The organism is Variovorax frigidus (assembly GCF_051216515.1).
Classification (GTDB): domain Bacteria; phylum Pseudomonadota; class Gammaproteobacteria; order Burkholderiales; family Burkholderiaceae_C; genus Variovorax.
Window position 1 is genome coordinate 127091 of the sequence record NZ_JBPJZF010000002.1, and the last position, 20663, is coordinate 147753.

18 protein-coding genes and 2 pseudogenes are annotated in these 20663 nt (G+C 63.9%); 5 read left to right on the top strand and 15 right to left on the bottom strand.

Translation table 11 applies throughout. From position 1 onward, the window contains the following. Positions 1–233 precede the first annotated feature (233 nt). A complete protein-coding gene (locus tag ACSFBC_RS05850; protein ID WP_435509390.1) occupies positions 234–1067 on the bottom strand; it encodes an SDR family oxidoreductase in 834 nt (277 codons plus the stop codon). Positions 1068–1175: 108 nt separating this feature from the next. Between ACSFBC_RS05850 and ACSFBC_RS05855 the strand changes: the two genes are divergently transcribed. Further along, on the top strand, positions 1176–2126 hold the full coding sequence (locus tag ACSFBC_RS05855; RefSeq protein ID WP_435509391.1) for a cupin domain-containing protein: 951 nt from the start codon (positions 1176–1178) through the stop codon (positions 2124–2126). 107 nt (positions 2127–2233) lie between these two features. Here ACSFBC_RS05855 and ACSFBC_RS05860 read toward each other — a convergent pair. Then, positions 2234–2670, bottom strand: a pseudogene (locus tag ACSFBC_RS05860) (transposase); the annotation flags it as partial. A 619-nt stretch (positions 2671–3289) separates the two neighbouring features. On the opposite strand from ACSFBC_RS05860, the gene ACSFBC_RS05865 reads away from it, so the two are divergent. The 3 genes from ACSFBC_RS05865 to ACSFBC_RS05875 all read left to right on the top strand — a co-directional run bounded on the left by ACSFBC_RS05865 (position 3290) and on the right by ACSFBC_RS05875 (position 6366). After that, on the top strand, positions 3290–4033 hold the full coding sequence (locus ACSFBC_RS05865; protein WP_435509392.1) for a TetR/AcrR family transcriptional regulator: 744 nt from the start codon (positions 3290–3292) through the stop codon (positions 4031–4033). A gap of 102 nt (positions 4034–4135) precedes the next feature. Next, positions 4136–5335 (top strand): FAD-dependent oxidoreductase, encoded by a 1200-nt coding sequence (locus ACSFBC_RS05870; protein ID WP_435510026.1) that lies wholly within the window; start codon positions 4136–4138, stop codon positions 5333–5335. Next, entirely contained in the window at positions 5335–6366 is a 1032-nt protein-coding gene (locus tag ACSFBC_RS05875) for an alpha/beta fold hydrolase (protein ID WP_435509393.1), read from the top strand. Before ACSFBC_RS05870 ends, ACSFBC_RS05875 begins: the two co-directional genes overlap by 1 nt. Before the next feature lie 814 nt (positions 6367–7180). On the opposite strand, the gene ACSFBC_RS05880 is transcribed toward ACSFBC_RS05875, so the two are convergent. From ACSFBC_RS05880 to ACSFBC_RS05935, 12 genes are all read right to left on the bottom strand, one after another. Continuing rightward, entirely contained in the window at positions 7181–8077 is an 897-nt protein-coding gene (locus ACSFBC_RS05880) for an intradiol ring-cleavage dioxygenase (protein ID WP_435509394.1), read from the bottom strand. A 48-nt stretch (positions 8078–8125) separates the two neighbouring features. Then, complete coding sequence (locus ACSFBC_RS05885) at positions 8126–9145, bottom strand: branched-chain amino acid ABC transporter permease (RefSeq protein ID WP_435509395.1); 1020 nt, start codon at positions 9143–9145, stop codon at positions 8126–8128. A 4-nt stretch (positions 9146–9149) separates the two neighbouring features. Beyond that, positions 9150–10010 (bottom strand): branched-chain amino acid ABC transporter permease, encoded by an 861-nt coding sequence (locus ACSFBC_RS05890; protein ID WP_435509396.1) that lies wholly within the window; start codon positions 10008–10010, stop codon positions 9150–9152. Between the two features lie 16 nt (positions 10011–10026). After that, on the bottom strand, positions 10027–10728 hold the full coding sequence (locus tag ACSFBC_RS05895; RefSeq protein WP_435509397.1) for an ABC transporter ATP-binding protein: 702 nt from the start codon (positions 10726–10728) through the stop codon (positions 10027–10029). Continuing rightward, on the bottom strand, positions 10725–11444 hold the full coding sequence (locus ACSFBC_RS05900; RefSeq protein ID WP_435509398.1) for an ABC transporter ATP-binding protein: 720 nt from the start codon (positions 11442–11444) through the stop codon (positions 10725–10727). The genes ACSFBC_RS05895 and ACSFBC_RS05900 overlap by 4 nt, the downstream gene beginning before the upstream one ends. A 1-nt stretch (position 11445) precedes the next feature. Further along, positions 11446–12699, bottom strand: a complete 1254-nt coding sequence (locus ACSFBC_RS05905; RefSeq protein ID WP_435509399.1) for an ABC transporter substrate-binding protein — start codon at positions 12697–12699, stop codon at positions 11446–11448. 42 nt (positions 12700–12741) lie between these two features. Beyond that, the gene (locus ACSFBC_RS05910; protein ID WP_435509400.1) at positions 12742–13815 is read right to left on the bottom strand and encodes a maleylacetate reductase; all 1074 of its coding nucleotides are present in this window, start codon (positions 13813–13815) and stop codon (positions 12742–12744) included. A 7-nt stretch (positions 13816–13822) separates the two neighbouring features. Further along, positions 13823–14800, bottom strand: a complete 978-nt coding sequence (locus ACSFBC_RS05915) for a tripartite tricarboxylate transporter substrate binding protein (protein WP_435509401.1) — start codon at positions 14798–14800, stop codon at positions 13823–13825. 16 nt (positions 14801–14816) lie between these two features. Then, on the bottom strand, positions 14817–16280 hold the full coding sequence (locus ACSFBC_RS05920; RefSeq protein WP_435510027.1) for an aldehyde dehydrogenase family protein: 1464 nt from the start codon (positions 16278–16280) through the stop codon (positions 14817–14819). A gap of 101 nt (positions 16281–16381) precedes the next feature. Beyond that, positions 16382–17389: a hydroxyquinol 1,2-dioxygenase gene (locus ACSFBC_RS05925; protein WP_435509402.1), complete on the bottom strand. Its 1008-nt coding sequence runs from the start codon at positions 17387–17389 to the stop codon at positions 16382–16384. Between the two features lie 26 nt (positions 17390–17415). Continuing rightward, positions 17416–17928: a cupin domain-containing protein gene (locus ACSFBC_RS05930; protein ID WP_435509403.1), complete on the bottom strand. Its 513-nt coding sequence runs from the start codon at positions 17926–17928 to the stop codon at positions 17416–17418. A gap of 149 nt (positions 17929–18077) precedes the next feature. Then, complete coding sequence (locus tag ACSFBC_RS05935) at positions 18078–19025, bottom strand: LysR family transcriptional regulator (protein WP_435509404.1); 948 nt, start codon at positions 19023–19025, stop codon at positions 18078–18080. A 71-nt stretch (positions 19026–19096) separates the two neighbouring features. Here ACSFBC_RS05935 and ACSFBC_RS05940 point away from each other — a divergent pair. After that, positions 19097–19565, top strand: a pseudogene (locus tag ACSFBC_RS05940) (IS3 family transposase); the annotation flags it as partial. A gap of 201 nt (positions 19566–19766) precedes the next feature. Here the strand turns inward: ACSFBC_RS05940 and ACSFBC_RS05945 are convergent. After that, positions 19767–20570 (bottom strand): helix-turn-helix transcriptional regulator, encoded by an 804-nt coding sequence (locus ACSFBC_RS05945; protein WP_435509405.1) that lies wholly within the window; start codon positions 20568–20570, stop codon positions 19767–19769. Between the last annotated feature and the right edge of the window lie 93 nt (positions 20571–20663).

Sequence of the window (20663 nt, forward strand, 5' to 3'; positions counted from 1 at the left end):
AGAGAAAGCTCAGAATGCGTGGCCGCCGGGGCAAAAAAGCTCTTGGCAGATCTGCTTGAAGCGCTGCGCTTGGCAAGAAGCTCTTACTTCTACCCTCGGGCCCGACTGCAGGTCGCGAAAAATACACAGTAGGGTCGGTTCACTATCGGACCGGTCTTAACCGAAGGGCGAACGAGACCTTTGGTCCGATCAAGCGGTGGACTACTTCCGCTAGATCGGAAGCCGGTGCGCCGTCAAGCCCAGTGCGCCTTGAAGTCCTGAGCGTACTGCTCCATGCGGATGGGATCATGCCCCGTGATTTGCCGCACTGTGTCGGTGATGCGATCGGCAAGGCCAGCCTTGAACATACCCAGGATGCTCAGCAGGAACTCGGCGTAGTCGGCCGGCAGGCCCGCGCTCAGCAGGCCCTGGCGCATTGCGTCTTCGGGGACGTCGGTATAGCCGATAGTCCTGCCCGCCGCCTTCGACAGGATGGCAGCGACCTGCGTGTGATCCAGCGACTCACTGCCCGTCAGGTCGTGTGCAGCATTCACGAGCTCATCGCTGCTCAACAATTTCGCAGCCACGGCCGCGATGTCGCGCGCGTCGATGAAGCTGCCCTTGGCGTTGCCCGTCGGCAGGAGGATTTGGCCTTGGCTCTGAATGCCGTGCAACCAGAAGGTGTGGAAGTTCTGCATGAACCAGTTGGGGCGGATCACGTTCCAAGCCAAGCCCGATTGCTCCAGGTGAATTTCCGCTCGGCGCATCGGAATGCTGTCGTCGGTGTCCGCTCCCAAGGCGGAGAGCATCAGAACCTTGCGCACTCCAGCTTCTTTTGCGGCGTCGATGGCGGGGATCAGCAGTTCGTGCTGGTTGGCGAAACCGGGCGGCGCCATCAGGAACAGCTGGTCAGCACCCGCCAAGGCGTCGGACAGGCCTTCTCTGGTGGCCATGTTTACCTGGATTTCAAGGGGGCTCGAAGCTTCGCGGCTGGTTGCACTGCGGACGGTCTGACCTTGAGCAGCAAGCAATGGAACGAGGGTCGAGCCGATCTGGCCATTGGCACCGATCACGAGGGTGGTGGTCATCTTAGAAACCGCTGTTGGTGGAGAGGCTTTCAGTGTGTTCGCCGAGCTGCAATCCGGGAATGCATTAAATTCCAATATTCATGTCTAATCGTCCAAAATGCGATCCCTATGGACATCCTCTCCGACATACTTCATGTCGCCGGGCTACGCCGCCGCTTGCTGGATCTGCACCCGCTCACCCCGTCTACAGCACTGCGCTTTCCCTGCGAACGCAGCTTTGGGCTGCACGCCGTGATGCGTGGCCGCGCCTTCGTGCATGCGCCCAACCTCGACGAGCCGCTTGCGCTGCAGGCGGGGGACCTTGTGCTGATGGCACGGGGCTGCGTGCACATGCTCTCGCTGGACAGAGCACCACCCGAGCGCAGCACTGACGTTGCGATCACGCCGTTTGTTGGCATGGAGCAACGTGCTGCGCCTGACAGCAGCAGCACGCAGGTGATCAGCGCCGCCTACCAGCTTTGGCACGATCCGTTGCATCCTTTCCTGCGCAGCCTGCCCCCGTGGTTTGTGGTGCGCGGCCACACGCTGCCCCAGCTCTCGCCCCTTCCACTGACCATCGGCCTGCTCGACCGCGAGCTCGGGGATCAAGCGCTGGGCGCTACCTCAGCCTCACACGGACTGCTGGACGCGTTGTTCGCTTTTTCGCTGCGCGAAATCGCCGAGCGCGAAAGTACAGAAAAGCCGGGCTGGCATCACGCCATCGCCGACCGCCCGATCCGCCAGGTTTTGATCCTCATGCACGGGAACCTTGACCACGGCTGGACGCTGGAAGAACTGAGCCAGCAGGTGGGCCTCTCGCGATCGACACTGGCCGAGCGCTTTCGCACTGCCATGGGCGATACGCCGCTGAACCACCTGCGCACGCTGCGCATGCAAAAAGCGATACAACTGCTGGCCGACACGCAGCACACGCTGGAACAGATCGCAGTCGCCGTGGGGTACCAGGACGCCTTCGGATTCTCCAAAGTGTTCAAACGCACCACCGGCCAGTCGCCACGGCGATTCCGCGAACAAGACGCGATGGAGAAGCAAAGCCCTTACCGGGTTCAGAGTGCCTGAAGTTGGGTACGGGTTAAGTATCCGAGGGGCTGCAGCGGCCCCACCACTGGCCTTCCTAATTTGCATCATGGAAGCCTCAGCGACGCCCGTATCGCAGGGCTGCTCACCGGGTCGTACACCACCAGCGTGTGGCCCGGCAATGCCGCGCCGCGGAACCCGCGCAGCAGCGCCACCCGCTTCTCGCTGGCCTGCAGGTGGTTGCCGTCAAACACCCGCAGCTGCCAGCCCGCAAGGCTCTGGCGCTCGGGCAGGCAGCCCACCAGCGGCACAAGTCGCTCGGCGCTGCCTTGCACCAGCGCACGCAGCACCGCAGGCTGGGTGCGCTGCACCTTGGCGTACAGCGCCGCCAATGACACGGGCGGCCGAACGCCATCTTGCGCGCGGCTGCGTGCAGCGAGGGCCGCAGCCCCAGCTTGACCAGCAGCATCAGCTCCACCCTGCTGGGGAACAGCAGTTCGCGCGGGTACTGCCGTTGCCGATGTGCCTGGAACACGTCGTCGATCCAGCTCGCCGGCAACGCCCGGTCGAATGCCAGATGCGCCATGACCGCATCGGGAGCTTGCTGCTCGAACCGCTCCATGACTTTTTGCCAGATCTTGTGCTCCCAGATCACACGGACATCCCGTGCAATCAGCAGCTTGGATGATCAAGTTTGAAAGACTTGAAAGGGATGCAGCTGAGACCTTGAATGAGTACCTAAAATCCGTTCAACCCAGTGTTGCGACGACCGGTTGAATCCGCCCAATATGCAAGTGAAACCTATCGCAGGGCCCTCCAAGAAGCAGGACTGCGCGGATCGATGAGCTCCCCTAGCAACCCTTACCACAATGCGCAGGCCGAGAGCTTCATGAAGACGCTTAAGGGCGAGGACGTCTACGTCGGCGGCTACGAGACCTTCGGTGATGTCGCCAGCCGGCCTCCACGTTTCATTGAAGATCTACAGCGCAAAGCTGCTTCACTCGGCGTTCGGCCATCTTCCACCGAGCGATTTCGAATCCCGACTTGCTCGGAAGGCGGCTAGGTCGCATGAGCCCGGTGGTCCAGCCGCAGGGATTCACTCCAACGAGTGGTCATATCGGATCGGCTTTGTCTACCTGCAACTCAGACCAACCCAGCTCGAACATGCCAACGAGTCAGGCTATCAGTGAAAGTCGGAAGCGATGATGAAGAACAGCCCCACCCATGAGAAAACCTCGGCTCTCGCAGCCCACGCAGAGCAGGCGATACCGGGTCGCATAGCTGAAACACCGAAGATCGGCAACGCCAGGCCGCTGCTAAAGGCCCAACAGACGCGAAGCCGCAAGACCTCACGTGCACTACTCGACGCTGGTTTCTGCATCCTCGAGGAAGAAGGTTTGAGCGGCCTGACCATTCCGGGGGTGAGCAGCCGGGCTGGCGTTTCGGTCGGAACCGTCTATCGCCGTTTTGGAGACAAAGAGGGACTGCTGACGGCGTTGCTAGAGGAATTCACAACCTCATTTCGCGACGAAGCTTACACGCGAATGCATCGCGATCAGATCGACGCGGCTACGGCGCCCTTCGATGCCGTGCGGGTGGCGGTGCACGCCATAGTCGAGACCTATCGAGCGCACGAGCGACTGATGCGCGTCTTTGTCACGCTAGGGCAAGACGATCCGGCCACGTTTCACCAAGGAAGACAAGTTAGCCATGAGGGGCGACTTTTCTTTTGTAGCCTTCTGCGTCCGAGTCACGAGCTGTTCACGCATCCTGATTCCGGAAAAGTGCTCGACTTCGCCTACCGCCTGGTCTACGCAACATGCACGCACCGCGTAGTCAATGGAGCGAATCTCGAGTCGCCGACTGACTTCAGTTGGGATGACTTGGCTGACGGATTGACACGAACTGTCAGCCTGCTGCTGTTCGGCGAACTGCGCTTCCAAAACTGACCTCATCCATTAGTGAAACTACCGATATTTGGCGTCGCTCTTCTTCGTATGATAGTTATGTGAATGTTGGTTCACATTTACATTAAATGAGGAGAAGTGATGATGGCAAGCGCAATTGACGTTGTGGTGGTAGGCGCGGGGCCCGTAGGCCTTGCCACCGCCCTAGGGGTAGCCACTGCGGGGGGACGTGTTCTGATTCTGGAAAAAGCCCTAGAACTGAACACGTCTCCGCGAGCCATGGCATACCCCTTTCCTTCGCTGGAAGCGCTGGAGCGGCTCGGCGTGCTCGATGCGATCACGGAAAAGGCCTATATAGGCAATGGTTGCGGCTTTATCAACTTCCGCACGGGCGAGCAGTTTTCACAGAGCTTGGAAGTCCTCAAAGGTCACGTGCCTCACCCATACGGCCTTCAGCTGGGCCAGGGAGACGTTAGCAGCATCCTGGTTGAGGCTCTGAGCCGGGAAGGCGTGGAAGTTCAGTGGGGCTGTCCAATCACTTCGATCTCACAGGACGAAGCAGCAGCCACTGTCGTCTATGCTGGCGCTGATGGAAAGCCGATCAGCGTACGAGCAGCGTATGTCGTCGGGGCTGACGGTGCGTCCAGCGCGGTGCGCGACCTGGCGGGCTTTCAGTTCCCAGGCATGACTTGGCCGGATCGCTTCGTCTCCACCAACATCCGTTACGACTTCGCCGCGCACGGGCTACCCAGTGCGGCATGGCGCATTGACAGCGAATACGGCGCGGTCATCGCCCGCATCGACAAGTCGGACCTGTGGCGCTACACATTCCGCGAGTCCGAACAATTGCCGCTGGAAGGTCTAGAAGAGCGTATCCATAAGCACTTTGAACGAGGCTTGTATGGCGGCTCCTACGAGTTGGTGCAGTTCGCGCCGTACCGCATGCACCAGCGGTGTGTGGAGAACTTCCGCAGGGGACGGGTGCTGCTCGCCGGCGACGCCGCCCACGTGACCAACCCAGTCGGCGGAATGGGGCTATCAGGCGGCTTCATGGATGCTTATGTGCTGGCCGACGCACTGTCCGCTGTGCTCAAGGGTCGGGCGAACGAAGTGGTCCTCGACTTCTACGCCGCGCGGCGCAAGGAGATCTTTACGGGCATCGTTTCACCGGTCGCTACGACGTTGAAGGGCATGCTTTTTGATCCGCCTGAAGGCGACGCACGCGACGCGATGTTTGCCCATCTGCGTGCGCTCTCGCACGATGAAGACCTTCTGCGCGAAGATCTCCTTAAACAGCGTGCCTTGTTCACCGCCTCAGTTGTTCAGCCGAAGGGAGGTGAATGATGTCGTACACCATCGATCGATTCTGGGTCACTGCAGAAATTGAACCTTCAGAACGCGGCGCGGCCGCCAAAGGCCAGATGTATGTTGAGCATCTGGTACCTACGCAGCCGAACGGACGTGCGCCGTACTTGTTTATTCACGGCGGTGGCGGCCAAGGTCTGGACTGGCTGCAGACCCCAGATGCGCGCCCGGGTTGGGCGCCGTTGTTAGCCGATAGGGGCTACGATGTGTATGTGGTGGACCGCATCGGACATGGGCGCTCGCCCTATGACTCCGCAAAATTAGGTGCACTAGCGCCAGCAATGCAGGACGCTGTCTTTGCGAGCCTGTTCTTCCCGCCCGCCAATGGCGAAGGCAGCCACCCCACGTCCAGCGCGCATACCCAATGGCCTGGTGAAAGTACGCTGGACGACCCGGCAGTAATACAACTGCTAGCTTCGCAATCCCCCATGCTCGCAGACACCGAGAGGGCGCAGCGGCTTGATCAGGCCGCCTTAGCTGCGCTGCTCGAGCGTGTTGGAAAGGTTGTAGTGTTCTCGCACTCTGCGGGCGGCCCAGCAGGATTTCTGCTCGCCGACATTTGCCCAGAAAAGGTCATCAGCCTGGTTGCGTGCGAACCGTTGGGGCCGCCTCTGATCGGTGCACCTGGTTCGCCGCTCTCTTGGGGGGTGGCCAATGCACCGCTCAGCTACGCCCCATCGGTCAGCACTCCTTCCGATATTTCCTATCTCGTCAACGACAGCGGCCCTGTCCCATTGGCGTTGCAGACACAGCCGGCTCGTCGACTGGTCCAACTCGCAAAGGTGCCCATTTTTCTGGTGACCGCCGAGGCCTCAGTGTTTCGTTGGTTCGAAACAAGTACAGCTGCATATCTGCAGCAGGCAGGTTGCTGCGTCACCTCAATCCGCCTGTGGGAGCACGGAGTTTTCGGCAACTCGCATGGCTTCATGCTAGAGAAGAATAACGCCGAAATTTTGGACCTCATCCTTGCCACGATTCAGAAGGCACCTGCACCGGCACTGACGCAATAACAGCCTTGGGCAGGACTGCCCAAGCGGCGCCTTGGACGAGATCGTCAGTCGTGACATGCGACTCAGCCCGGCCGAGACGACTGGTGATCGGAATAGCCTCGGCGCGCCCCCACCAACTGGATCATGCGTTCGGCTACGGATGCGCGCAGGTCAGTGGCCCTGCGCGCCGAAATGTGAAACCTTGCTACGGAGCGCAACAATAGACTCAGTCAGCGAAGTTCGCATCCTGTCGTCACCGCGGGTGGTCAAGTTTGAATCGGGCTCAACTACGCACAAGGCATGAACCAGCACGACATGCCGACGATTCGGTGACCAATGAAAGCCGGATGTCATGTTGAAGATCCGTTCGCCCATGAAAACGCTCTGCGGTCGCAGTTGAGGCAGAGCAAGCGGGACCTCGCCACTGCTAAATCACCGACGACCAGTGAGGCCGGAGTGTTCCGGCAGTCGAACGACAAACACGCGACACGCGCGGAACTCGTGACCACAAACACGGAGCACGGTCAGGCGCTCAGTTCATCGCCCGGTCGAGTTCCCAGTTCCACTCTCGGACTGCCACTTCCCCGAACAGCCCGCTCACTAAGGGTCCGAGGCAAAAAAACTCGTGCGGTAGCCTCGTCCTCAGTTACGACAACGAGCATGGTGCCGTTCATCTGATGACCCGCTGCGTCCAAAGTCGGCCCACCTAGAACCGCTGCAACGCCATTCGGATCAGGCTGACGGATGTATGCGCGGTGCCGCTCGCGACTCTCTTGTCAGAGAGACTCCGTGCCACGCCAATCCGCAGAGGAAATGACGAAGTGACGTGTCGGCTTCATACGATCCGGGCATCGTCGCGCCTGCCCGTCTGCACCACCGGCTCCAATACGAAGTCGAACTCGAGCACGTGGAAGTGCATTGATTGCTCGCTGCCGTCGGGTGCCTTGCCCGGCGGATAGCGCACGAAGTCGCCGATCAGCGAACTGCGCACGCCGAACACAGCATCGCTGTCGAGGTAGCGATCCCCCTCGCTGAAAACGTGGGTGATCAGGGTTTCATAGCCCGGGGCCACGATCATGAAGTGCACATGCGCAGGCCGCCAAGGGTGTCGGGCGGTTGCGTTAAGCATGCGTCCAACCGGGCCGTCCGTGGGGATGGGATAAGCCACCGGCATCACGCCGCGAAACCACAGGCGTCCCGAGGCGTCCGTGCGCAGCACGCCCCGGCCTTGTGCTGTCGACAGCTCCGCGCGTTGAACATCGTAGAATCCTTCGGCATCAGCCTGCCAGACATCCACCTGCGCATTGGCGATGGGCTCGCCCTTCGGCCCGCGAACCGTGGCCTGCACGAACAGCGGTTCGCCGGCCGCGCCACCAGAGATGTCATTGCCGAGTTCGAATTCCGGTGCCCCGGGCACGTGAAAAGGACCGAATACCGTGGCCTCGGTCGCCTGTGAACCCTTGGCGTGATTGAGCGCGACGTTCAGCGTGGACAGGCCGAGCGTGTCCGACAGCAGAATGAACTCCTGCCGCTTGCCGTCGCACTTCTGTCCTGTCGCGGTCAGGAATTCGATCCCCGCCATCCATTCGGCCTCCGTCAGCTTCACCTCCCGCGCGAAATCGTGCATGTGGCGCACCAGCGCCGACAAGACCTCCAGAAGCCGGGGATCAGGGCAGCCTGCGAGGCTCGCGAGTACCGCGGGTGTGATGGTGTTCTCGTTGATGTTCCGCATGGATGCCTCTTTTGTGGTGACGGATGTTCGGGATCGCAACGACGGCGCTCAGGCGTCGGGCCGAACCAGCTTCCGCTGGGTCGGAAACAGCGACCAGCCCCAGCGCTGCTGCGCGTAGCCCCACAGGCCCTGCTTGAAGAACAGCGTGACAACGATGGCCAGCATGCCCAGGCCCAGCAGGTACCAGGTGCCGTAGTCGCTCAGGAACTTGTTCAGCGCCCAGAAGATGAGTGCGCCGGCCAGCGGGCCTTCGATGCGGCCGATGCCGCCGATCACGACCATGAAGATCGCGAAGGCCGACCAGTTCACGCTGAACGCCGCATCGGGGCTGATGCGCAGGTTGCCGACGAAGTAGAGCGCGCCCGCGAGTCCGGCGCCGAAGGCCGCGACCACGTAGACCGCGAGCTTGATGCGCGCGACCGGAATGCCCTGCGATTCGGCGGCCACCTCGTTGTCGCGGATGGCCAGCAGCGCCAGCCCGCGCTTGCTGCGCAGGAAGAGATAGACCAGCGCGATCGCCGCCACCACGCAGACCAGCGCCATCCAGTAGGTCGTGCTTTCGCGCGTCACCTTGTCGATGCCGCGCAAGGCCGTGAGCGTCGTGCCGGAGCCGCCGCCGACCGCCGAGACGTTGGCGAACGACAGCCGGAAGACCTCGGCGATGACCCAGGTGCCGATCGCGAAGTACCCCCCGGACAATCGGAACGCCACGAAGGACACCGGAATCGCCACCAGCCCGGCGGCCAGCGCGCCCAGCGGGATCGCCACGAACGGGTTGATGCCGGCGAAGTTGCCGAGCATCAGCATGACGTAGCCGCCGAAGCCGAAGAAGGCCTGCTGCCCGATGCTCACCATGCCGCCGTAACCGGCCAACAGGTTCCACATCATCGCGAAGATGAAGTAGCAGGCGATCTCGACGAACTCGCGCATCCAGCTCGACTCCCCCCAGAACGGGAGACTCGCCGCGATCAGGACGAGCGCAACGCCGATGCCCAGCGCGGCGCGGCTTGCGCGCGTGCCGCGGATCACGTCGAATGGGAGGTGGGTCGATGCAGTCGACGGGTTCATCGCTTCAGCCTTTCGTCTTCGGGAAAAGGCCCTGCGGCCGCAGCACCAGCACTACCAGGAACACGATGTGCCCGAACCAGATGCCCCAGCCCGGATCGAGCCGGAAGCCGATCTGCTGCGTCAGCCCGAGGATCATCGCGCCGGCCAGCGTGCCCCAGAAGGAGCCCATGCCGCCGATGATCACGGCCTCGAAAGCGAACAGCAGCAGCAGCGGCCCGTCCGACGGCGACACCGTGGTGCGCATGCCCTGCAGCGCGCCCGCGACGGCGATCAGCACGAAGGCGATGGCGGTCGCCAGCGCATAGACCTTGCGCGCATCCAGGCCCATCAGCGCGGCGATCTCGGGGTCGTCCGACACCGCACGAAACGCCCGGCCCAGGGCCGTGTGCGCGAACAGCCACTGCAGCAGCGCGGTCGCGACGATCGCCACCGCCAGCACGACCAGCGGCAGCACGCCGAGCGACAGCGCGTCGCCCACCTGCACGCCCTGGGTGGCCAGCGCGCCGATCTCGACCGCGCGCGGATCGGCCGAGAACAGCTCGAGCAGCAGGTTCTGGATCACGATCGACAGGCCGAAGGTGACGACCAGCGAGGGCAGCGGGTCCTTCCCGAGCGTGCCGTTAAGCACGAAGCGCTGCAGCGCATAGCCGAAGCTGAAGGCGAGCGGCAGCACGGCCAGCGCGACCCAGCCGGGTTCGCCGCCGATCAGCGCGATGCCGCCGATCACCGCGAAGGCGGCCAGGATGATGAAGTCGCCGTGGGCCGTGTTGGTCAGCCGCATCACGCCGAACATCAACGACTGGCCGAGCGCGAACAGGGTGTAGAGGCCGCCAAGCAAGGCGCCCTGGACAAGGGTTTCGATCATGGGGTGCGGTGCCGATTCAGACGCCGAAATAGGCCTGGGCGATCTGCCCACGCGTGAGCGCATCGGAGCGGCCCTGCAGCGACACCCGGCCCTCCTGCAGGCAGTAGATGCGCTGCGACACGCGCTGCGCCATCGTCACGTCCTGCTCCACGATCACCACCGTCATGCCTTCGCCGGTGATGGTGGGCATGGCCGCGTAGATCTCGCGCACGACGATGGGCGCCAGGCCGAGCGACAGCTCGTCGCACAACAACAGTTCGGGGTTGCTCATCAGCGCACGGCCGAGCGCCACCATCTGCTGCTGGCCGCCGGACAACGAGGTCGCAGGTTGCCCGCGCTTCTCGTGCAGGATCGGGAACAGCGCATACAGGCGCGCGAGGTTCCACGGCCCGGGCCGCCGCGTGGTGCCGCCCATCAGCAGGTTCTCTTCCACACTGAGACTCGCGAACAGGCGCCGGCCTTCAGGCACCAGCGCCAGGCCGCGCCGAACGATCTCGCCCGCGGGCAGGCCGCCGATGGCTTCGCCCTTGAAGTGCACCGCCTCGCGCGGCGCACGCACCAGGCCGGCCAAGCATTTGAGGAAGGTCGATTTGCCGGCCCCGTTCGCGCCAATGACGGCGACCAGTTCGCCCGTGGCCATTTCGAAGTCGATGCCGAACAAGGCCTGTGCGTCGCCGTAGAAGGCCTGCAGGCCATGGGTGGTGAGCAGTGCGGTCATGCGTCGATGCCCATGTACACGCGCTGCACCTCGGGGTCGTTCATCACCGCATGCGGCTCGCCCTCGGCGAGCTTCTGGCCGAAGTTGATGACGAGCAGCCGGTCGGCCAGCGACAGCAGGGCATGCACCACATGCTCGATCCAGATCATGGTCACGCCCTGCGCCTTGATGCGCTTGAGTTCGTCGACCAATTGCTTCGCCTCGTGCTCGGTCAGCCCGCCGGCGATCTCGTCGAGCAGCAGCAAGCGTGGCCGCGTCGCCAGTGCGCGCGCCAGTTCCAGCCGCTTGCGGTTGAGCAGGGTGAGGCTGCCGGCCGGCTTGTTGGCATGGGCCATGAGCCCCGTCTGGCCGAGGATCTCGTGCGCGGTCTGCCAGGCCTCGGCCTCCGGCTGCTGCCCGCCGAAGCAGGCGGCGGTCACCAGGTTCTCGAAAACGCTCATGTTGCCGAAGGGCTGCGGCACCTGGTAGCTGCGGCCGATGCCGGCATGGCAACGCTGGTGCGGCTTGAGCGCGGTGATGTCGCGCCCCTCGTATTCCACACGGCCGGCATCCACGCGCACGTCGCCCGAGATCAGGTTGAACAGCGTCGTCTTGCCCGCACCGTTCGGCCCGAGGATGCCGAGCGTCTCGCCCTGCTGCACCGCCAGCGTAATGCCATCGGTGACCTTGAGCGCGCCATAGGCCTTGCTGACTGCGTGAAGGGCGAGCAGCACCATCTCAGAGCAGCTTCAGCGTTCCGGTTGCCGGAATGTTCTTGGCCAGTTCGTTGTTGACGATGCTCAGTTCGACCTTGTACTTGCTGCCCTTGTTCCACTGGCCCAGCACGAGTGGCGTCTTGCTGACGTTCTTCATCGGGCCTGCCCCGCCCCACTTCACCGGACCGACCACCGAATCGATGGCGGTGGTCGCGACCGCGTCGCGCACCTCCGCCGGCTTGAGCGACTTGGCGCGCGACAGTGCGCTCGACGCGACCTCGAACAGCGCATGCGCGAAGCCGATGGGCTGCGTCCACTGCTTCTTGGTGCCGGCCTCGTAGGCCTCCGCCAGTGCCTTTGCACTTTGCTTCGTCAGGCTCGACGTGTACGGGTGCGAAGGACTCCACCAGACCTCCGTCGACAGGCCGTGACCGAGATCGCCCAGCGCTTCGATCGCGCCCGGGAACAGCAGCGCCTTGCCCAACGTGATGACCTTGGGCTTGAAGCCCTGCTGCTTCGCCTGGGTCAGGAAGGTCTTGGCATCGGGCGGGATCACCACGCCGGTGACGATCTCCACGCCGTCGCGCTTGAAGGCCGCAATCTGCGCGGAAAAGTCCTGCGTGCCGTTCTGGAAGCGGCCGGGGTCGGTGAGCGTGAAGCCCATCTGCGCCAATGGCTTCGGGAAACCGAGTTCCTTGTCGCCCCAGGCATTGCCATCGCCGTCGTTCGGAAACAGCCCGCCCACCTTCTTGTTGGTGGCCACCGTCTTCCAGCCGCTGGTGTAGGTGCCGATGACATCGTCCAGGCCCCAGAACAGGTGGTACGTCCAATTGAAGCCCTTGGCCGGATCGCCCTTGCGGCCGAAGAACCACGGCTGCCAGGGCACCACCGTCGACACGCAGGGCACCTCATTGAGTTCGCAGGCGTCGCTCACCGGGTTGGCCGTCTCGGGCGTGCCCGCCGTCAGGATCAGCGCCACCTTGTCCTTGAGGATCAAGTCGTTCGCGACCTCGCCGGCCCGGTTGGGGTTGGACTGGCTGTCTTTCAGCACGATCTGCACGGCGTACTTCCGGCCGCCGACGCTGATGCCGTCTTTGAACGCCGTCTTCATCTGTTCGATGACCCACTTGTCGGCCTCGCCGAAGGGAGCAAGCGGGCCGGTCTGCGGCGACACGTAGCCGATCTTCAGCGTGTCGGCCGCGAACGCGAGCGGGCTCGCAGCGGCCGCCATCAGCGCGGCACCGGCCTGGGTGAACTGTCTGCGATTGAGGGTCATGGCTGTCTCCTTGTTGTTGAGTCTGCGAACCGGAATGCGGGTTCAACCAGGGCGCGCGCCCACCCACGCGCGCTGAAACAGTGCCCGGATGGCAGCGCGCTCGGCGGGGCCGAAAGGCCGCGGATTCCAGTACGGGTTCTGCACCGCGATGTCGGCCGCCCGGTCGAGATCGCGCTCCTTCATGCCAATGTCGCGCAGCGCGATCGGGGCGCCGTTGGCGCGGGCCAGGTCCTGCACGCCCTGCGGCGCAGTCGGTGCGCCCAACGCACGGGCGATGAGCGCCATCGCCTGCGGTGCCGCCTCGGCGTTGAACGCCAGCGCATGCGGCAGCACCACCGTGTGCACCTCCGCATGCGGCAGGTTGAAGCTGCCGCCCAGCGTGTGGCACAGCTTGTGGTGCAGCGCCATGCCGACGCTGCCCAGCACGCTGCCGCAGAGCCAGGCGCCATAGAGCGCGTCGCTGCGCGCGTCGATGTCGTCGGCCTGGCCGCGAATCGCCGGCAGCGCGCGCGCCAGGGCTGCAATGCCCTCCTCGGCCATCAGGTCCATCACCGGGTTGCCGTCCCGCGCGTAGAGCCCTTCGGCCGCATGCGCGATGGCGTTGATGCCGCTGGTCACGCTCAGGCCCACCGGCAGCGTGCGCGAGAGTTCGGGGTCGTAGATGACGGTGCGCGGCAGCACGCGGACGTCGGTACCGGTCTTCTTCAGGCCACCCTCGGTGAGCCCGTAGATCGGCGTCATCTCGCTGCCCGCGTAGGTGGTCGGGATAGCCACGATCGGCAAGCCGGATTCGAGCGCGATGGCCTTGCCCAGCCCGGTGGTGGAGCCGCCGCCGATCGCCACGGCACAGTCCGCCCCCAGGCGCTGCGCCACGGCGCGCGCCTCGCGGGCCGTCTCGATCGGCACGTGCATCACGGCGCGGTCGAACACGCCTGCCGCACCGGCGCCGAGCATGTCGGCCAAGCGCTCGGCCTGGCCGCGCTGTTCGGGCGTGCAAAGCACCAGCGCGCGGCGTGCATCGAGCGCGTCGATTTCCCGCGCCAGATGCTGCAGCGCGCCCACGCCGAACACGACGCGCTGCGGGCGGCTGGTGTGGATGAAGTCGCGGTCGCGCATCGGTCGCCTATTCGAGGCTGAGCTGACGCTCGCGCACCAGCCGCGTCCACTTGGCCTGCTCGAGCTTGAGCGCCGCCCCGAACTCCTCGGGTGTGTTGGCGATGCCGGTCAGGCCCTGCTCCTGCAGCCGCGCCGCGAAGGCGGGGTCGGTGACGATCTTGCGGATCTCGGCCTGCAGCCGGTCGATCACCGGGCGCGGGGTGCCGGCCGGTGCCAGCATGCCGACCCAGGAGTTCACCTCGAAGCCCGGGTAGCCGCTCTCGGCCACGGTCGGCGTGTCGGCATAGGCAGTGACACGTTTCACCCCGGTCTGCGCCAGCGCGCGCAGCTTGCCCGCCTTGACGTGGGGCTGCGCCAGCACGGCCGACAGGAACATCATCTCGACCTGGCCGCCGAGCAGGTCCTGCTGGGCCGGGCCACCACCGCGGTAGGGGATGTGCGTGACGAAGGTGCCGGTCTCGGCCTTGAAGTATTCGGCCGTCAGATGGTTGCTCGAGCCGGGCCCGACGCTTGCGTAGTTGTAGCGACCGGGCTGCGATTTCAGCATGCTGACGAAGCTCTTGAAGTCCTGCGCCGGCACCTTGGGGTTCACCACCAGCACCAGCGGATTGCTCGCGATCTGCGTGACGGGCAACAGATCCTTCGCAACGTCAAAGCTCAGCTTGGGATAGACCAGCGGATAGGTTGCGTAGCTGTCGAACACCATCAGCAGCGTGTAGCCGTCGGGCGCGGCGCGGGCCACTTCCATCGAGCCGACCGTGCCGCCGGCGCCACCGCGGTTGTCGATAATCACGGGCTGGCCCATTGCCGCCTGCAGCTGCGGCTGGATCTGCCGCGCCACGTTGTCGACGATGCCGCCGGGTGGAAAGGCGACGACCACACGCACCGGCTTGTTGGGCCAGGCCGGCGTCTGGGATTGCGCAGGCATCGACTCCCCTGCAAGGAGTGCGCAGGCGATCAGGCCGCGAGCAAGGATTGACTTCATGGGGGTGTCTCCAGGGTCAGCGTTTGAAGTGCGGAGCAATCTGCGCGTCGACATTGACCCACACGCTCTTGACCTGCGTGTACTCGCGCATCGCATCGAAGCCCATCTCGCGGCCGTAGCCGCTCTGGCCCGCGCCGCCGAAAGGCGAGCCTGGGTTGACGCGCTTGTAGCTGTTGATCCAGACCATGCCCGCGTGCAGGTCGCGCGCCATCTTGTGGGCGCGCTGCAGGTTGGACGTCCACAACCCGCTGCCCAGCCCGTACTCCGTACCGTTGGCGATCTCCATCGCCTCGGCGTCGTCCTTGAAGGTGAGCACCGTCACGAACGGGCCGAACACCTCTTCCTGTGCCACGCGGTCGCGGTAGGAGCGCGCACGCACGATGGTCGGCTCCACGTAGCAACCGAGCGCCAGTTCGCCGCCCGGCACCTTGCCGCCGACGAGCACCTCGCCGCCCTGCTCCCGCGCCACGTCGACATAGGCCAGCACGCGTTCGCGGTGCAGCGCGCTCGTCAGCGGGCCCATCTCGGTTTCGGGGTCGAGCGGGTTGCCCAGTCGGATCGACTGCGCAAGCGGAATGAATTTTTCGAGGAATGCGTCAGCGATCTTCTCGTGCAGAACCAGCCGGGAGCCCGCGATGCAGGCCTGGCCCTGGTTGTGGAAGATGGCCCAGGCGCTGCCGTTGACGGCAGCCGGCAGGAAGGCGTCTTCGAACACGATGTTCGGGCCCTTGCCGCCGAGTTCGAGTTGCACCTTCTTCAGGTTGCCGGCGCTTGCCTCGACCACGCGGCGTCCGGTGGTCGTGCTGCCCGTGAACGCCACCTTGGCGATGCCGGGATGCTCGGCGATGTACTGTCCCACCACGCTGCCGAGGCCCGGCACCATGTTGACGGCACCATCGGGCAACCCAGCCTCCTGCATCAGTTCGGCGATGCGCAACGAACTCAGCGGGGTGATCTCCGACGGCTTCATCACGATGCAGTTGCCGGCCGCCAGCGCGGGCGCCATCTTCCAGCTGGTGAACATCAGCGGGAAGTTCCACGGCACGATCTGGCCGACCACACCTACCGGCTCACGCAGCGTGTAGTTGAGGAAGCCAGCCTCGACCGGAATGGTCTCGCCCTGGAACTTGTCGGCCATGCCGCCGAAGTAGCGGAAGCACGCCGCCGTGCGCGGCACGTCGAGCGCGCGCGAGTCGCGGATCGGATGACCTGTGTCGAGCGATTCGAGCTGCGCCAGCTCTTCGGCGTTGGCCTCGATCAGGTCGGCGAGCTTCAGCAGGATGCGGCCCCGGTCGGCGGCGGCCATGCGGCTCCAGGCCGGGAAGGCGCGCGTGGCGGCGGCCACCGCCTTGTCGACATCGGCCTTGCCGGCCAGCGCCACGTCGGCGATGGTGGTGTTGTCGTGCGGATTAAGCGTGGCCAGTGTTTCCCCAGACTCGGCATCGACGAAGCGCCCGTCGATGAAGAGCTGGTGGCGGATGGAAGCTGAAGGCATGGGTGATCCTGTCCCTCTCTCTCGGCAGGAGGGTTGCGGTGGGCGGCAGTGGCGAGCGGCGTCTGCGACGCAGCACGCCCGGGGCGTCAGAACTCGACGGGGATCTCGGGGCTCTCGCCCTTCTGGATTTCATAGACCAGCGTCGGCGAGCCGTTCTCCCACACCAGCAGCATCGAGCGCTTGGGGCTGTAGCCCTGGTGGCGGCAGTAGGCCGGCATGGCCGACATGTCGCCGGCCTTCATGATCACGCGGGCCATCGGCTTGCCAGTGTTCTTGTCGGCACAGTCCCAATGGATCTCGTCGGTCATCTGGAAGAACCATTCAACGCGGTCGTTGCCATGGATGATCGGCAGGATGTGCTCCTCGGTGGTCGGGCACATGAAGCTGTGCTTTACCACCGACGTGAAGCTGGGGTTCCACGTCACTTGCGAGCGGCTCAGGAAACCGAACAGACTGAACGCGTGCACGTCGTTCTCGAAGCCGGGCTCGGGGTGCAGCTCGGGCTGGTCCTGCGAGACGTCCGCAAACGCGCGATTGACCGGTGCCCCGCTGGCATCGCTGCGCAGATTCAGGTCGTCCTTGAGCCCGACGCAACGCGTTGCGAGTTCACGAGCACGCGTGACCTTGGCCGTGTTGTTGCCGTTCTTGCGGCCGTAGGGGGAGCCGGTTTCCTGCGGTGCTGAGAACGGGTCGAAGGTCTCGTTGGTCCAGTCGTCGAGCATCGCCTCGAAGGTGGCGCGGATCTGCGCCGTCGGAAAGTTCTCCAGCAGGTCGATGCCCGCTTCCTTCATCGTGCCGTTGAAGCTGCCGGCATACAGGTCGACCGACTGGTAGTGGTTGACCGTGCCGAACACATGGTCGAAGTTGACCCAGCCATAGAAAAAGCCCCAGGCCACGTCGCGCATCAGGGCACGCAAGTAATTGCCGGCGTCTATGGTGTGGCTCATCGGCCGGCCGTCGCGGGTCTTCCAGGTGATGTGAACGAAGTATTCGTCGCGTCGGAAGTCGAAGCTGCCGAGCGAGAAATCCTTGTAGCCGAGCGACGCGTTCGGCTGAGATGCGATGACCTTGGCGAGTTCTGCGGGTGCGTTCATGGTGTTCGTCTCCGGTGTTCGGTCGTTCAATGCGTCTGGCAGATGTCGGCCCACTTCTCGACCGAGAGTTCGCCCTTGCAGGTCTGCAGCACGATGACGCCCGGTTCGCCGGGCGTGCGGAACTGATAGGCCGTGTTCTTGGGTAGCAGGCCCTGGTGGCCACGCGACAGCTTCATCCAGCCCATCTTCTTGCCCACCGGCTCGCCTTGAACCATCACGGCGCCGTTCTTGTCGGCGTCCTGCACGGACTGGGCCGAATCGAGCTGTACCAGGTGCACCTCGACCGCGCCGTCCATCACCAGCGCGAACTCGTCGTGCGCGCAGGTGTACCAGGGCGACACGCCTTCGGCGCGCAGCGTCTCGAGCACGTAGATCTGGTTCTTGCCGAAGACGACCTTCTCGTAGGGCGCGCTGTGGTTGGCGATCTCGAAGCAGTTGGAGAACGCATAGTGGCGAACGTCATCGGCGATGGGCTCGACGCGGCCTTTTTCGTATTGCTTGAGCGAGCCGAACTTTGTCTGGTAAGCGACTTCCGTCATGGGGCGTGTCTCCGTGGCGTTGAGCACATCGGTGTGCGATGGGCTGAACTCTAAGGGCCACGGTCGCTCAGCGGTAGGCCTTCAATGCAGACCGTATTGTTCGTGGAATCCGGTCAATCGGCGGGGTTAACCCGCAAGCAGGCATCGCCTCAATCGGTGATCACCTGGGCGGGCAGGAGCCCTCTCGCGATCATGTCGGCGTCCCACTTCGGCACCTTGTTGAACGCGCCTGCGATGTGCTCGATGAACAGCCGGAGCTTGAAGTCGTTACGTGACGTGCCGGGGTAGACCGCACTCAGCGAGAACGACGACAGCAGATGCTCGGGCAGGACCACCTGCAGATCGCCCCGCAGGATGGCGTCGCCGGCCACCAGGGTCGGCAGGCACACGATCCCTGCATGCTCCAGCGCGTATTCGCGCAGCAGGTGCACGCTGTTGGTCAGCAGGGCCGCATTCATGTAGAGCGTGACCTGCTCGCTGCCATGGTGGAAGGTCCATCGGTCCCGCGTCGGGTAGCCCGAATAAAGACCGAGCGCATGCTTGTGCAGGTCGCGCGGACTCCCCGGCATGCCGGCCTCGCGCAGGTACGCCGGTGTCGCGCAGAACACGCGCCGCACCGGGAACAACGGGCGCGACACCAGTTCGGTGGACGCCGCGGGAAAGATCTGCAGGGCGCAGTCGACGCCGACCTTGACCGGGTCGACCACCGCGTCGCTCACGATCAGTTCGAGCCGGATGTCAGGGTAGCTCACCTGGAACGCGTGCAGCAGCGCCGCAAAGTGCCCCAGCACGAAGCCCGTCAGCGCATGGATGCGCAACACGCCCGCGGGCCCGGCGTGGGCACCGCGCATCTGATCCAGGATGTCGTTGGCCCGGCCCACGAGGTCGGTGCAGTCCCTCAGGAAAGCCTGGCCGATCTCGCTGAGCCGCACGACGCGCGTGCTGCGATGGAACAGCGGCGCGCCGACGTGGTCCTCCAGCTGCTTGATGCGGCTGGTGACCACCGACTTGGCCAGGCGGAGTTGCCGCGCGGCCTCCGCGAAGCTCTGCGTCTGCGCCACGCGCACGAAGATCTCGATGTTCTCAAGGCGGTCCATGGCCAGCAATGTAACGTTCTCGACAGTCGGTCAGCGATCTCAGATCATCGGAGGTGCGCGAGAGCGCGGCTGTCACGGAGTTCCAGATCCCGGCTGACAAGGTGTACCTCTCGCCCATCATCGACTGCTTCGATGCAATGGTCGTCAGCTGGACCATTGGGACCAGTCCGGACGCCGAGTTGGTCAACACTATGCTGGATGCAGCCATCGAGACAGTGGCCGAAACGACTGACCGGCCTGTGGTTCACTCCGATCGGGGCGGCCACTACCGCTGGGTTGGCTATCAAGAACGAGCGAAGCGAACTTCACCCGCTCGATGTCCCGCAAGGCATGCTCACCTGACACGCCGCTTGCGAAGGCTTCTTCGGTCGGCTGAAGAACGAGCTGTTCTATCCTCGGGACTGGAACAGCACCACCATTGAGCAATTCATCGAGGCGGTCGACTCGTACATCCGCTGGTACAACGAGAAGCGGATCAACATCTCTCTTGGCTCTCTCAGCCCTATCGAATACCGGGTGAGCCTTGGAGTTGCGGCATGAAACCAGTCCAAGTTTTTATCCGCACCCCCGCCGGGTCAGAATTGCATGGAACTCAACAGCACACCGTCAACGCGAGCCACCGCACTGCAACGTGCGTTGCGAGACCTTTCCCTGGAAGACACCGCACATACGCTTGGGCATGGTTGAGTGAGTCGGTGGTGCAACTCTTCGGGAGTGGAGAGGAACGGCCGCCTTCTTTCGTCAACGATCAGCGGCAGGCGTGGCAGACGTGCGACCGCCTAGGAGCGCGACGAGTTCCCGCAGGCTCCCGACTCCGAGGCGGCGAAAAACGCGGTAGCGGTATGTCAGAGCCGTCGTCTCGGACACGCCCATGCGCTGCGCGGCAGCTTTTGTGGTGAGTCCTTCCATGATGAATGAAAAGAGCTGGCGCTCCCTTCCTGACAGCCGTGTCATGACTTCGCGCTGCATCTGGCCTGCAGGATGCGTCTGCCTTGCCAACTGCACATGACGATCCACCGCCGAGCTGATCAGACCTGCGTTCCCTTGGAGCCACGCAGAGTCGCCGTCGTCGAACGATTTGAACGACAGGTTTCTGTAGAGGTTGATCGCAACGCGCGCACCGTCGGGGGACAGCGAGAGCAAGGACAGCCGCTCCCGGATCCCAATCTGCCCATAGCACACGAGACGGTATTCCTCGTTTGCCACCTGTTCCGCGAGTTGGTGCGCAATCCAGAGCTTGGCCGATCGCCCGGTCATTCGCCTCGATAGCCACACCATGTTGGAGTCCTGCTTGTCGAAGCCCATGCGGATGTAGTCGAGCGCGGTGAGGGTCGCGACTTCGCCGATCGCGCTTGCACTCGAGATCGCCTCGACCCGGCCATCGCTGCCCAGGGAAAAGACGGTGCAGTGACTGGCCGGCATCCCAATGCCGACAGCAGCCAGCAGTTGCGCCGCAAAGTCCTCCGCGCCAATTGCCTTCATAAGACCCGTCGCCAAGGCAGCGCTGGCAGAACTCGGCTTGTTGTCCAACTTCAGCAACTTCAACTTCAGGCTCCTGGGGTATGCACGTCCTAGTTTACTAGGACATTTTTGCGGCATCAGCGTTCGAGAATCCAGACTGGCAACCACAGGCAAACC

Coding starts and splice junctions, on each gene's coding strand:
- ACSFBC_RS05865 (WP_435509392.1), top strand. CDS start 3,290: ATGAAGAACAGCCCCACCCATGAGAAAACCTCGGCTCTCGCAGCCCAC.
- ACSFBC_RS05895 (WP_435509397.1), bottom strand. CDS start 10,728: ATGACCGCACTGCTCACCACCCATGGCCTGCAGGCCTTCTACGGCGAC.
- ACSFBC_RS05850 (WP_435509390.1), bottom strand. CDS start 1,067: ATGACCACCACCCTCGTGATCGGTGCCAATGGCCAGATCGGCTCGACC.
- ACSFBC_RS05875 (WP_435509393.1), top strand. CDS start 5,335: ATGTCGTACACCATCGATCGATTCTGGGTCACTGCAGAAATTGAACCT.
- ACSFBC_RS05900 (WP_435509398.1), bottom strand. CDS start 11,444: ATGGTGCTGCTCGCCCTTCACGCAGTCAGCAAGGCCTATGGCGCGCTC.
- ACSFBC_RS05910 (WP_435509400.1), bottom strand. CDS start 13,815: ATGCGCGACCGCGACTTCATCCACACCAGCCGCCCGCAGCGCGTCGTG.
- ACSFBC_RS05905 (WP_435509399.1), bottom strand. CDS start 12,699: ATGACCCTCAATCGCAGACAGTTCACCCAGGCCGGTGCCGCGCTGATG.
- ACSFBC_RS05890 (WP_435509396.1), bottom strand. CDS start 10,010: ATGATCGAAACCCTTGTCCAGGGCGCCTTGCTTGGCGGCCTCTACACC.
- ACSFBC_RS05855 (WP_435509391.1), top strand. CDS start 1,176: ATGGACATCCTCTCCGACATACTTCATGTCGCCGGGCTACGCCGCCGC.
- ACSFBC_RS05880 (WP_435509394.1), bottom strand. CDS start 8,077: ATGCGGAACATCAACGAGAACACCATCACACCCGCGGTACTCGCGAGC.
- ACSFBC_RS05870 (WP_435510026.1), top strand. CDS start 4,136: ATGGCAAGCGCAATTGACGTTGTGGTGGTAGGCGCGGGGCCCGTAGGC.
- ACSFBC_RS05930 (WP_435509403.1), bottom strand. CDS start 17,928: ATGACGGAAGTCGCTTACCAGACAAAGTTCGGCTCGCTCAAGCAATAC.
- ACSFBC_RS05915 (WP_435509401.1), bottom strand. CDS start 14,800: ATGAAGTCAATCCTTGCTCGCGGCCTGATCGCCTGCGCACTCCTTGCA.
- ACSFBC_RS05935 (WP_435509404.1), bottom strand. CDS start 19,025: ATGGACCGCCTTGAGAACATCGAGATCTTCGTGCGCGTGGCGCAGACG.
- ACSFBC_RS05885 (WP_435509395.1), bottom strand. CDS start 9,145: ATGAACCCGTCGACTGCATCGACCCACCTCCCATTCGACGTGATCCGC.
- ACSFBC_RS05925 (WP_435509402.1), bottom strand. CDS start 17,389: ATGAACGCACCCGCAGAACTCGCCAAGGTCATCGCATCTCAGCCGAAC.